The organism is Paraburkholderia fungorum, assembly GCF_902833645.1.
Lineage (GTDB): Bacteria > Pseudomonadota > Gammaproteobacteria > Burkholderiales > Burkholderiaceae > Paraburkholderia > Paraburkholderia fungorum.
On sequence record NZ_CADFGE010000002.1, the window covers coordinates 838,609 to 850,855 of the forward strand.

The window sequence follows — 12,247 nt, forward strand, 5'->3', positions numbered from 1 at the left end:
CCCGCCACCACCCGTCCCACCACCACCCGCCCCGCCACCACCCGTCCCGCCACCACCCGTCCCGCCACCACCCGCCCCGCCACCACCCGCGCCCCCCTTCCCGCCATCTCCACCGCTTCCCACACTCCCAGCCCCCAGTCCGGCCGAGTTCGACGTCGACCCGCTCGAGGAACCGCCTGCGCCCACACCAGTCGCCGAAGTTCCGCTGCCATTGCTGTTCTGTGAACCCGAAGACGACGTCGCCCCCAAACCTCCTGCCGCTGCCACGCCGGACCCACCGGCTGCGCGCGACCCGCCCTCCTCCTGTTTGCAGCCTGCCGCGTCAAATAACGAACAACTGATTGGCAACGCTTGCGCAATCAGCAGCTTCGTAGAATCGGCCGACGGCGCCACAGATGTCGCCGGATTCGTTTGAGCACCCGCCATCGCCGCATAAAGGCTCACCGCGACCGCCAACACCGCTTTGCCTGTCCCCAACGCCCGTGTTTCCCCGTTTTGCTTTTTCATTTCAGTCTCCTAAACATCTATTTGGAAATACAGATCCGGATAACGATTGAATCTCTGTTCGCTGTTAAACAATGAAACTTCAAAGCCCGGTCAACATTGCCGCGCGTCGCCCCAGAAAACCCTGACGCCCGGCATCTCTCCCACGGAAAATCCCGGCGAGATTTGACTCATCCGGGGAAAACGACACGCTGTGCGCGAACAATTCCTTGAAAAGGCACAGCAGGGCCCGATGGACGTTGAAGTTATGCGCAGCACCTCGCCGTGACCGTGCGCTAGACCACGCAATGCGATATAGATGACCCGTTTCTGATTAATTGCGTCTCGCCACTGTCAAAGATCGTTAACTCTCATCCGCCGCGCCGTATTTTTTAAAAATACGTAGTCCAGATTATTATTTTCAATTTAACAAAAAGAATCCCTTCTTCAGATGAATACGGCGGAGTTTTCCAGATAGCCAGGCAGCGCATCACGCAAACGAATAAGCGTTTGTCCGGACAGAAAGAAGGATCGGCAAAGACAAAAATGCGGGCAATCACACAGACACCACAAATCAGACGCGAGCGCGGCCACGCCCGCATGTCTTCAACCTGAGCGCCAGTTCAATGCACTGCGGCGCGTCACAACGCCTGAAAAGTTCGCCGGCAACGTGCTGGCCTTTCCGTCGCCTTGGACCACGCGCGGTCACAAGCCACGGTGCCCAATCGCCTCGCCTCACACCACCTTTTCCCGAAGCGTTTGCACCATCCGCCGCAGCGCCGGCTGGCGTAAATCGCACCGCAATGCGCGAACACTTACCACGCGTGCTTTCGCGCGACGCAGAGCGCAAACGCGGGTTTACCTTTGTTTGATATACGGGAGCAAGGCCGTTTACTGGACGTAACCCGAACCTGTCCAGACGCTTTCGATTTGCTTTGTTCAGCTGAATTGTGTTGCGGGTGTGCGTCCCCTACTAAGTGTGGAGGTGTGTCATGGTTAGCGTGTCCAGCAGCGCCGCCGACGAGCTCAAAGCCGCAATCCGAGGCGAACTGTTATTACCCGGCGACGCGGGTTTCGACGCGGCCCGCAGCATCTGGAATGCAATGATCGACCGGCATCCTGCAATGATCCTGCGCTGCGCGGGCGTAGCCGACGTGCGCCGCGGCGTGACGTTCGCGCGCGACCACGGCCTGCCGCTCGCGGTGCACAGCGGCGGCCACAACATCGCCGGAACCGCGCTGTGCGACGACGGTCTCGTCATCGACCTGTCGCCGATGAAATCCGTCCAGATCGATCCAGTGGCAAAACGCGCGTATGTGGAACCCGGCGCGACGCTGCGCGATTTCGACCACGAGGCTCAGGCCTTCGGGCTCGCCACGCCACTTGGCATCAACTCGACCACGGGGGTGGCAGGTCTGACGCTCGGCGGCGGTTTCGGCTGGCTAAGCCGTCGATATGGCATGACCGTCGACAATCTGATTTCCGCGGACGTGGTGACTGCCGACGGCGAGCTGCGGCATGCGAGCGCCGATTCGAATGAAGATCTGTTCTGGGCGATTCGCGGTGGTGGCGGCAATTTCGGCGTCGTAACACGCTTCGAGTTCGCACTTCATCCGGTCGGGCCACTTGTATATGGCGGCCTCGTCGTGCTGCCGCTCGATCAGGCGAAGTCTGCCCTGCAACAGTACCGAGCCGCTGCGGAGCAGATGCCAGACGAATTGAGTGTGTGGGCCGTTCTGCGGCTCGCGCCGCCGCTGCCATTCCTGCCGCCCGAGGTGCACGGCAAGCCGGTCATCGTATTCGCAATGTGCTACACCGGCCCGGTTGAAAACGGCCCGTCCGTGGTGGAGAACGTGCGTGGCTTCGGCACACCGGTGGGAGAACACCTTGGGCCGATGCCGTACGCCATGTGGCAGCAGGCGTTCGATCCGCTGCTCACACCGGGCGCTCGCAACTACTGGAAGTCGCACAATCTCGACGGCATACCGGACGGTCTCGTCGACGCGCTGCTCGAGGCGATCAGCACGCTGCCTTCGCCTCAATGCGAAATTTTTTTCGGGCAGATCGGCGCGCAGACGAGCCGGGTACCGGTCGAAGCCACGGCTTATTCGAGCCGCGATACGCAGTACGCCATGAACGTACACGGCCGCTGGGACAACGCGAGCGATGACGAGCGCTGTATTGCCTGGGCAAGGGCCTTCTTCGACGCGGCCGCACCCTTCGCGTTAGGCAGCGTGTACGTCAACTTCATGACGCAGGAGGAAGGCGGACGGGTGGCTGATGCGTACGGGCCGAACTACGAACGCCTCGTCGCAGTGAAGCACCGCTACGACCCGCAGAACCTGTTCCGCCACAATCAGAATATCCGTCCGTCGGCGTGAGGATCGAGAAAGAAAGAGAAAGAGAGAGCGGCGTCAGGCGAAGTGAATCCCAAGGTGAACGTCGGCGCATCACTGCTGTCTGATACCCAAGTCGTGGAGGTCAGGCACGCAAAATGCTGTTCAGCGGGCATACGGGTGACCGGCATCGGGGCTGTCGGCGTCCGGCGGGCGGGCGTCCGGGCATCCGGCGGACAGTCGGCATCGCGGCACTCGCTATTTAAATTAAAAACCGCCCCTTTCATCACGCACAAGGAGAACGATCATGCGCAGACGACAATTCATTATGACCACGAGCGCCGCTTTGGCTACAGCGGGCTTTGGCCTCGCCGGCTGCACGACCACCTCGTCATCCGCGAGTGGATCGCCTTCGGCCAATGCCGCCAAGCGCGACACGATCAACGCAGGGGTCGACTCCACCTTGTCGCGTCTCTACGCGAACGCCGCCGGCTCGCGCGAACTGGTCGCCAAAGCGCGCGGCGTGCTCGTGTTTCCGTCAGTGATTTCGGCTGGCTTCTGGATTGGCGCTCAGTACGGAGAAGGCGCGCTACGCGTAGGCGGCCGCACCACTGGCTACTACAGCACCGTCGCGGGTTCGTTCGGTTTGCAGATCGGCGCGCAGTCCAAGGCGCTCATCTTCCTGTTCATGACGCAAGAAGCGCTCGACAAATTCCTCAGCAGCCAGGGATGGGCGGCAGGCGCTGACGCAACCGTCGCGGTGCTGAAAATCGGCGCTAACGGCGCGGTCGATACCTCAACCGCCACCAGCCCGGTCGAAGCTTTTGTGCTGACGAACGGTGGCCTGATGGCCGGCGTGTCGCTCGAAGGCACCAAGGTCTCGCGTCTGATCATCTGAGCTAGGCGCGCTTGTTAAACACAGCGTGCCAACCACAATCAGGCACCGTCACGCGGCCGTGCAAGCGCCCGCGTGACGCCTCGATCAGCGCCCTTCCGGCAGCGTGAATACCGCAATCGCTGCCGTCAGTTGACCGGTCTGCGCCTTCAGCACATCGGCCGAAGCACTCGCTTCTTCCACTAGCGCCGCGTTCTGCTGGGTCGTCTGATCCATGCTCGCCACCGCGATATTGACCTGCTCGATGCCCGAACTTTGTTCGACCGATGCCGCGCTGATCTCACCCATGATGTCGGTCACCCGGCGCACCGCGTGCACCACTTCCTGCATCGTTTCACCCGCGCGATCCACGTACTGCGAGCCGCCTTCGATCTGCGCCGCCGACTCCTCGATCAGGGTCTTGATCTCCTTGGCCGCCGCCGCGCTGCGCTGCGCGAGGCTGCGCACTTCGCCCGCCACCACGGCGAAGCCGCGCCCCTCTTCGCCGGCGCGAGCCGCTTCGACAGCCGCGTTCAAAGCAAGAATATTGGTCTGAAAAGCGATCCCCTCGATCACGCCGATAATGTCGCCAATCCGGTGCGACGACTGCGAAATCCCCCGCATCGTCTCGACCACCTGGCCGACCACTTCGCCACCACGTGCCGCTGTCTCGGAAGCATTGTTTGCAAGCTGACTGGCCTGCTTCGCGTTGTCGGCGTTCTGCTTCACAGTCGCCGTGATCTGCTCCATGCTCGAAGCGGTCTCGCCGAGCGCGCTCGCCTGCTGCTCCGTGCGACGCGACAGGTCCGCGTTGCCCGCCGCGATCTCGTTGGAAACAGTTGAGATCAAGGTCGCGCCGCTGCGAATCTGCGTGATCGCTTGTGCCAGACGATGCTGCATGCGCTGCATCGCGGCGAGCAGGCTGACGTCGTCACCGGGTTTCGTTTCGACGACCACGTCGAGCTCGCCATCGGCGATACGCGAAGCAATCTGCGCCGCGTAGGCCGGTTCACCGCCGAGTTGCCGCAAGATGCTGCGCAGGATCACGCCGATCACCAGCGACACCAGCAGGCACAAAATCAGCGACGCGCCGACATACTGCGCGAGCGCGGTGTAGAACGCCGCGTCGATATCGTCGGTGAACACGCCGGTCACGATCGTCCAGTCCCACGGCTTGTAGAGCCGCACGTAATTGATTTTCGGCGCCATCTGATTGGAGCCCGGCTTCAGAAACTCCAGATGGATAAAGCCCTCGCCCTCGCGTTCGGCGAGATCGGAGCCGTCCTTGAAAACATGGCGTCCTTTCGGGTCCGTGAAACCGCTCATGTCCTTGCCTTCGAGATCGGCCCGCACACCGTGCATCAGCACCCTGGCATGCGGGTCCTCGATCACCAGGTAGCCGCCGGCACCGTCGTAGCGCATGGCGCGCAGATCGGCCATGGCCGCGCGTTGCGCGTCGGCAAGCGGCATCGTGCCGGCCGCGACGAGGCCGTTATAACGATCCAGCACGCTGTAAGCGACGCTCACGACGCTTTTCAGTTCGGCCTGGCGGTCGGCGATCATCGTATCGTGCGTTTTGAAAGCACCCCACAGGCCAATCGCCAGAATTCCCGTGCACATTACCGCCAGCGCAAGCCACAGCCGCACTTTCAGGCGAAAGCGTTCCATCTCCGTATTCCTTTGGACTTGTACTTGTATTCGAGGCGCCGCGTGAGAGCAGGCACTTCAACTATTTATGTCAGTCTTTGGAATAACGGCCCGGCGGCGGAAAACTTCAGCGTTTGTTCACTCGGCGGGCAGCGTCAGCGCGGCGACTTCGCACCGTGGCCATTGCCGCAGCACGTCGGGCGCCAGCAGCAGCTTGGCTGCCCGGACCCCTGCTCCCATCACGATCTGGGCGCGCTCCATGACAGCGGCGTCGACGAGAATGCGCCAGTCGTCCGGCAAGCCGAACGCGGTAATGCCGCCGAATTCCATCCCGCTATGCTCCACGGCGGCTTCCCTTTTGGCGAACGAAAGGCGTTGCGCGCCGAGTGCCGCCTTCACCGCCCCGTTGATGTCGAGGCGCAGCGAACCGAGCGAAACCAGCGCCGCATAATGTTCGGCGCCCTCCTTCTTGTAGCGGACCACGATCGTGTTGGCGCAATCTTCCAGACCAAAGCCGTAGCGCGCGCTGAATTCGGCTGTGTCCGACGCGTCGTCGCTCACGGCAAATACGGTCACGCCCTCGGGCGGGAGATTTTCGACGACATGCGCGGGCAAATGCGCGCTCAAGTGTTCTGCGGCAATGACGTCCAGCTGTTTGACGAGTTCGTGCGAGTGCATGGTGATAAGAAGGTGTGAAGGTTCATCGGCATTCTAATGGCATGCGTGCTTGCGGCGTGTCACGCCCAGGTGCATCCGGTGCTTGTTATAGTTAGTCACAGGCACACGGTTTGCGGGACGCGTCGATACGGCGAGGGCGGCGTCGATGCCACCTCACGGTAAATTCGCGGCAAGTACATGGCGTATCCGGCGCCTGCATCCCATTGAGAAAAACGACCATGGACATCGACACGCTTTCCGCCGAGAACCTCCAGTCGGTGGCCCGCAAGCAGGCCAACTGGGCAATCGGCGCATTCAAACAGTTTGCCGAGGACCGCTGCGCGGCCATGGCCGCCAGCATCGCCTTCTATGCGGCGTTCTCGCTCGCGCCCACGCTGGTCATGGTGATCGCCGTGGCGGGCTGGTTCTTCGGCGCCGAAGCCGCGCGCGGTGAGTTGTTCAACCATATTCATGGTCTGCTCGGCGACCAGGCCGCGGCGGGCGTACAGACCATCGTCGAGAACGCTCATCACAGTGGCAGCGCCGGCGGCATCGCGGCGATCATTTCGTTCACGATGCTCGCGATCGGCGCCTCGGCAACCTTCTCGTCGCTCAATAGCGCACTCAATCTGGTGTGGCCCTATACCGGGCCCCGCTCGTCGAGCGTGATCGCACTAGTGCGCGTGCGCCTGATTTCGTTCGGCCTCGTGCTCGGCGTCGCGTTCCTGCTGATCGTCTCGCTGGTGCTCGACACAGTCATCACGTTCATCGGCAAATGGTTATGGGGCGACTCGCCGTATGTGGTGATCGGCAATCTGCTGCAACTCGGTGTCGGCCTGCTGGTGCTGGCCTTCGCCTTCGCCGGCCTGCTGAAGTTTCTACCCGACGCCAAGGTGCGCTGGCGCGATGCGTTCGTCGGCGGAGTCGTAGCCGCCGTGCTGTTCTCGGCCGGCAAGAAGCTTTTTGCGCTGTATATCGCACACGCCGGGATGGCGAGTTCGTTCGGCGCGGCGGGGTCGCTGGCGGTGCTGCTGATGTGGTTGTACTTCTCGGCCGCCGTGCTGCTGCTCGGCGCCGAGTTTTCGGCGGCGCGCGGGCGCATGCACGATCCGCGCGGCGGCTGGGGCATGCAGGACGAGTCGCCGCCCGGAAGCCGCGCCAAGCTCGCTTCGGTACTGGCGGCATCGACCGTATCCGCCGATGCCGTGCCGCATGCAAAGAGCAGCAAGGTTCCCACGGCCTCGGCGGCGGTAGCAGCGGTGGCGTCAGCCTCTGCCGACGCCGCGTCAGCCTCGGCTTCGCCGCGAAATCGAACGCGCAAGCGAGCTTCCGCGCGAGCGGCCGCGGTGAAGATCGGCCGCTCGGTCGTGCTGGCCGAAGCCCACGCGACACGCGCCGCCGCCGTCACACTGACCAGCGCGGGCCGCACGGCCGTCGCGGCCGACCGCTATGTCCGGCGGCATCCGTGGACCTCGGTGCTGTTCGCGGCGGCAGCCGGACTGGCGGCAGCAACCGTAGCGCGCCGCAACGGAGACGATAGCGGCAGCGGCAGATGAGGCCCGAAGCGTTCTGAAGCAGGCCGGTCGTGACCCGTACGTGACCGCGACCGCAGTCCGCTCAGATGGATCACAACGCGTAAATGCTGTCCAGCGCGCCCGTCAAGCACAATGCCGGTCGCTTTTTACATGGGCGCCGAAAAACAGCCGGAACGGCTAGACGACTACATTACAACGACCATTCAAACAAGCGTCCAAATTACCAGTACCGAAGCCTTCACTATCAAGGAAACAACAATAATGCGCATTTCACGATGCAATATTGCGGAAACAGCAATAATTGTTAACAGGCTTTAAATACAAGGCTTTGCGTCGTTTGTCAGTTTTTGGCGACACTCTTTTTTTTCCAGTTCTTAACGCCTGAGGCAGTGAGCTATTCTCCTTTCCGCAACAACAAACTAATCATCTGCGTGGAGAAATGGATGAAACGAGTCGCACTGTCTACCCTCTCGCTGGCGCTTCTGGGCGTCACCGGCATCGCGCATGCTCAAAGCAGCGTCACCCTGTACGGTTTGATCGATGAGTCGATCCAGTACGCTCACAATACTGTCGATGCTTCGGGCAAGAACGCCAATCAAGTCGGTCTGGTCGGCGGCAACCTGCAAGGCAACCGTTTTGGCCTGAAGGGCACGGAAGACCTCGGCGGTGGCCTGAAGGCGATTTTCCAGTTGGAAAACGGCTTTGACATCAACACCGGTAAGCTCGGTCAAGGCAACAAGATGTTCGGTCGTCAAGCCTACGTCGGCCTGACGGGCGATCAGTGGGGTACGTTCACGCTGGGTCGTCAGTACGATCCGGTGGTCGACCTGGTTCAACCGCTGACGGGTGACAACTACTTCGGTTCCACCTTCGCAACGCCGGGCGACGTTGACAACAACGACAACACCTCGCGTACGAGCAACGCTGTCAAGTACACGTCGCCGGTGTGGAGCGGCTTCCAGTTCGAAGGCATGTACGCATTCGGCGGTGTGGCCGGCGCAACGGGTTCGGGTCAAACGTGGTCGGGCGCAGCAACATACTCGACGGGTCCGTTCAGCGTGGCAGCAGGTTACTTCCGTGCCGACAATCCGAGCTCGGCCACGCCGCGCGCTGCATGGGGCGGCACGTCGGATGGTACGTTCGACAACCAGATCAGCAACATCTACGGTACGGCCAAGTCGATCGGCATCGCTCAGGTGGCAGTGCAGTACGTTGCAGGCCCGTTCACAGCCAACCTGCGCTACAGCAACGCGCAATACAAGCCGGACGCACAATCGGGCTTCGGTTCGACCGAGAAGTACAACGTTGGTGGCGCATACCTGGGTTACCAGGCAACGCCGGCAATGCTGGTCGGTCTGGGCTACGTCTATACGAAGGCTAGCGGCGACACGGACGCAACGTACCATCAAGTTTCGCTGGGCGGCGACTACAACCTGTCGAAGCGCACGGACATCTACCTGGTCGGCGCGTATCAGCACGCAAGCGGCAGCCAGCGCATTGCAAACCCGATTCCGGGCTCGACTGGCACGGTCGTCGTCGACGCCGGCGCAGCAATCGGTTCGTACGGCTACAACTCGGCAAGCAGCTCGCAAGAACTGGTTAGCTTGGGCATCCGCCACAAGTTCTAATCGAACTTGACGGACTGCTGAAGCAATACGCAGTTGAAAAGCAGCCACGGGTGCAAACCCGTGGCTGTTTTTTTTCGCCTGATGGTTCTGGCTGTGAAGGCGGCTCAGTGCAGCACGTTGCCGACGCCTGAATCAGCCGTGGGCAAGGCTACAGCGTGGCGCAGCACATGGCGCCGAAGAAAACGGACGCAGACGCGCCCACCGTGGCTTAGCGTTGCGCTCTAGCCTTCTCCGCCTGCGCCAAAGTCTGCGCCGGTTTTGCATCGAATTCGTGCTCCACGCCGTCCGCCCCCACCGGCGCACGATGCAGCACCAGTGCACGATCGCGTTGCAGCAGCGGCACGTTGGGCGAATCCTGCCAGTCCGGATCGGGAATCTCACCGAATACCTGACGCAACCGCTCGCCCCACGTGCGATGAATCATCTCGAAGTAGGCATTGTCGTGATCGATCGAAACGAAGCGCGTGACGCGCAGCGAATCTTTCTCGTAGACCAGAAGATCGAGCGGCAGACCCACCGACAGATTCGAGCGCAGCGTCGAATCCATTGAGATCAGCGCACACTTGGCCGCTTCGTCGAGCGGCGTGGACGGTGTCAGCACGCGGTCGATGATCGGCTTGCCGTACTTGGCCTCGCCGATCTGGAAATACGGGTTCACGGCCGACGCTTCAATGAAATTTCCCGCCGCGTAGATCATGAACAGGCGCGGCCGATTGCCCGCGATCTGGCCGCCGAGAATGAAACTGCAGTTGAAGTCGACGCCGAATTCCTGCAACGCCTCGGCTTCGCGCTGATGCACACCGCGCACTGCGCGGCCGATCACGCGGGCCGCGTCGGCCATGGTCGCTGCGTTCCAGAGCGTGGGCTGGGAGGGATCGGTGGGCTCGGACAACTCGTGCAGCACCGCTTGCGTAAGCGACAGGTTGCCGGCGCCCAGCAGCACGAGCATGCGCTCGCCCGGCTGCTCGAACACCGACATCTTGCGCGCCGTGCTGATGTGATCGACGCCCGCATTGGTGCGCGTGTCCGACAGGAACACGAGCCCGTCGTCGACGGACATGGCCACACAGTAGGTCATAGGGAAAGTACCCGCAAAAAACGACAGAACGGCGCTATTGTAATGCCGCGCGCATGCGCCGCCCGCCTGCCGCCGCTATTGCGGCGTCTGTCCACTGACCGTGACAGACACCTTGAGCTGCTCTTCCAGACCGCCGATACGCCGGCCGCGCACCGGCGCGGCAGCTTCGTAGTCGCGCGCCACGGCGAGCCGGCAGTAGATCTCGCTGGCAAACGCGGCATGCGTGACGTCGACGGAAATCCAGCCCTGGCCATCGAGCCAGACGTCGACCCAGGCATGACTCGCGCCGTGCTCGACGTCGCCGGGTTCGATGTAGCCGCTCACATAACGCGCCGGGATGCCGCGCACGCGGCAACAGGCCAGCATCAGATGCGCATGGTCCTGGCACACGCCGTTGCCGAGCGCGAGCGCCTCGGCGGCCGTGCTGGTGACTTCGGTGACGCCGGGGTTGTACTTCACGCGCTGCACGATCTGTTCGGACAGCTCGATCAGATTGCCCGAACTCGCGAGGCTCGGCACCGATGCAGCCAGTTCGCGAACCGCCGCGTCGGCCTCCGTAAGACGTGTCGAGCAGGTGAAATGCTCGAGCGGGATCGGGCCGACCGCGTCAGGCAACAGGCCGTCTTTCAGTGCAATGGTGTCCACTTCGCCCGCCACATGCAGACGAATCTCGCCATGCGGCTTGTTGATGACGAGCGTGTGCAGCACATTGCCGTACGCATCGAAGGTGGCGTCGAGCTTGCCGGGCGCATCGATACTCCAGCGCCGCACCACCTGCGAGGCGCCGCTCGAAGGGGTCAGGCGCAATTGCTGGATCGAATAATGGACAGTCGCTTCGTAGCGATAGGACGTGTCGTGGCGGATCGTCAGGTACATAAGAAAACTCCGTCAGGCGACTGGCAGCATCAGATAGGTACGCGCAACCAGATTGCCGAGCTCGAACACGCGAGCAAGGAACTGCGTCAGATAGGCGTGCAGGCCGGCTTCGAAAATCTGCCGGATGTCGGAGTACAGCAACTCGGCGCGCAGCTTGCCGGCGAACCGTTCGCACTGGTTCGAGCCCGGCGTGCGCAGCATCGCCAGATTCGAACAGACGCCTTCGAGCGAAGCGAGCAGCGAACGCGGCATCTGCTGGTTCAGGATCATCAGTTCGACGACCCGCGCCGGCGTGACGACGTCGCGATACACCTTGCGATAAATTTCCAGCGCCGACACCGAACTGAGAATCGAGGTCCAGTAATAGAAGTCTTCGAGCTGGCGTGCGGCGTCGCGTGAATTCGGTTCGACGTCGGCAAAGCGCACGTCGAGAATCCGCGCGGTGTTGTCGGCGCGTTCGAGGAAGGTGCCGAGCTGCGTGAAGAAGAACGCGTCGTCCTGCAACGCGGTGCCGATCGTCACGCCGCGCGACAGATGCGAGCGGAACTTCACCCACTCGAATAGCGCGCCCGGATTGCTGGCCGCCTGGCCGGCCAGGGAACGTTCATTGAACTCGAGCCAGGTGTCGTTGATGGTTTCCCACCATTCGGTCGTCAAGGTGCCGCGCACGGCGCGGGCATTCTCACGCGCGGCCTGTAAACACGAGTGAATGCTCGACGGATTGGTCGCGTCGGCCACCATGAAATCGAGCACGTGTTCGCGAGTCGGTTCGTCGTAGCGCTGTGCGAAAGCGGCTTCGAGTTCGGAAATGCGCAGCACCGAGCGTTGCGCGCGCGCCTCCTGTTCGGGCGTCTGCGGCAATAGCAGCGCCTTCAGGTTGATATCGAGCATGCGGGCGGTGTTCTCCGCGCGCTCCATGTAGCGGGCCATCCAGAAGAGGTGATCGGCGGTTCGGCTTAGCATGACGGCGTTCCGTATCTGATGACGCAAGACCTGGGCAAAAAGTAAGGGTCCGCGCGGGTTATCCGTGTGCGCCGGCGGCAGTCTGAGCGATCTGCCGGCGCGTCAGGTTGCGGGCGCGGCTGCCTGCCGGGTGACAGGCGTTGCTGCATGCCAACTGCGTGGCAACTGCA

General features: G+C 62.2%; 9 protein-coding genes and 1 pseudogene. 4 read left to right on the top strand and 6 right to left on the bottom strand.

Annotated elements, in window-relative coordinates:
* Positions 1-507: pseudogene (locus tag HWX91_RS40490) on the bottom strand (hypothetical protein); the annotation flags it as partial.
* A gap of 968 nt (positions 508-1,475) precedes the next feature.
* Here HWX91_RS40490 and HWX91_RS10490 point away from each other — a divergent pair.
* Positions 1,476-2,864 carry an FAD-binding oxidoreductase gene (locus HWX91_RS10490; protein WP_028198329.1) on the top strand — a complete coding sequence of 463 codons (1,389 nt, stop codon included), beginning with the start codon at positions 1,476-1,478 and terminating at the stop codon, positions 2,862-2,864.
* A gap of 262 nt (positions 2,865-3,126) precedes the next feature.
* Entirely contained in the window at positions 3,127-3,717 is a 591-nt protein-coding gene (locus HWX91_RS10495) for a BPSL1445 family SYLF domain-containing lipoprotein (protein WP_028198330.1), read from the top strand.
* Between the two features lie 84 nt (positions 3,718-3,801).
* On the opposite strand, the gene HWX91_RS10500 is transcribed toward HWX91_RS10495, so the two are convergent.
* Both HWX91_RS10500 and HWX91_RS10505 read right to left on the bottom strand, forming a co-directional pair.
* Positions 3,802-5,361 (bottom strand): methyl-accepting chemotaxis protein, encoded by a 1,560-nt coding sequence (locus HWX91_RS10500; RefSeq protein WP_028198331.1) that lies wholly within the window; start codon positions 5,359-5,361, stop codon positions 3,802-3,804.
* 117 nt (positions 5,362-5,478) lie between these two features.
* On the bottom strand, positions 5,479-6,018 hold the full coding sequence (locus HWX91_RS10505; protein WP_028198332.1) for a YbaK/EbsC family protein: 540 nt from the start codon (positions 6,016-6,018) through the stop codon (positions 5,479-5,481).
* Positions 6,019-6,236: 218 nt separating this feature from the next.
* On the opposite strand from HWX91_RS10505, the gene HWX91_RS10510 reads away from it, so the two are divergent.
* Together HWX91_RS10510 and HWX91_RS10515 are read left to right on the top strand one after the other, a co-directional pair.
* The gene (locus tag HWX91_RS10510) at positions 6,237-7,553 is read left to right on the top strand and encodes a YihY/virulence factor BrkB family protein (protein ID WP_028198333.1); all 1,317 of its coding nucleotides are present in this window, start codon (positions 6,237-6,239) and stop codon (positions 7,551-7,553) included.
* Between the two features lie 422 nt (positions 7,554-7,975).
* Positions 7,976-9,160 carry a porin gene (locus HWX91_RS10515; RefSeq protein WP_028198334.1) on the top strand — a complete coding sequence of 395 codons (1,185 nt, stop codon included), beginning with the start codon at positions 7,976-7,978 and terminating at the stop codon, positions 9,158-9,160.
* Positions 9,161-9,368: 208 nt separating this feature from the next.
* Here HWX91_RS10515 and HWX91_RS10520 read toward each other — a convergent pair whose 3' ends face one another.
* From HWX91_RS10520 to HWX91_RS10530, 3 genes are all read right to left on the bottom strand, one after another.
* Complete coding sequence (locus HWX91_RS10520) at positions 9,369-10,238, bottom strand: proteasome-type protease (protein ID WP_028198335.1); 870 nt, start codon at positions 10,236-10,238, stop codon at positions 9,369-9,371.
* Positions 10,239-10,313: 75 nt separating this feature from the next.
* Complete coding sequence (locus HWX91_RS10525) at positions 10,314-11,114, bottom strand: transglutaminase family protein (RefSeq protein WP_028198336.1); 801 nt, start codon at positions 11,112-11,114, stop codon at positions 10,314-10,316.
* Positions 11,115-11,126: 12 nt separating this feature from the next.
* Positions 11,127-12,077, bottom strand: coding sequence for an alpha-E domain-containing protein (locus tag HWX91_RS10530; protein ID WP_028198337.1), 951 nt, complete (start codon positions 12,075-12,077; stop codon positions 11,127-11,129).
* Positions 12,078-12,247: the final 170 nt, after the last annotated feature.

Bases quoted from the DNA above. Each gene is read 5' to 3' on its own strand.
- HWX91_RS10490 (WP_028198329.1), top strand. From the start codon at position 1,476: ATGGTTAGCGTGTCCAGCAGCGCCGCCGACGAGCTCAAAGCCGCAATC.
- HWX91_RS10495 (WP_028198330.1), top strand. From the start codon at position 3,127: ATGCGCAGACGACAATTCATTATGACCACGAGCGCCGCTTTGGCTACA.
- HWX91_RS10500 (WP_028198331.1), bottom strand. From the start codon at position 5,361: ATGGAACGCTTTCGCCTGAAAGTGCGGCTGTGGCTTGCGCTGGCGGTA.
- HWX91_RS10505 (WP_028198332.1), bottom strand. From the start codon at position 6,018: ATGCACTCGCACGAACTCGTCAAACAGCTGGACGTCATTGCCGCAGAA.
- HWX91_RS10510 (WP_028198333.1), top strand. From the start codon at position 6,237: ATGGACATCGACACGCTTTCCGCCGAGAACCTCCAGTCGGTGGCCCGC.
- HWX91_RS10515 (WP_028198334.1), top strand. From the start codon at position 7,976: ATGAAACGAGTCGCACTGTCTACCCTCTCGCTGGCGCTTCTGGGCGTC.
- HWX91_RS10520 (WP_028198335.1), bottom strand. From the start codon at position 10,238: ATGACCTACTGTGTGGCCATGTCCGTCGACGACGGGCTCGTGTTCCTG.
- HWX91_RS10525 (WP_028198336.1), bottom strand. From the start codon at position 11,114: ATGTACCTGACGATCCGCCACGACACGTCCTATCGCTACGAAGCGACT.
- HWX91_RS10530 (WP_028198337.1), bottom strand. From the start codon at position 12,077: ATGCTAAGCCGAACCGCCGATCACCTCTTCTGGATGGCCCGCTACATG.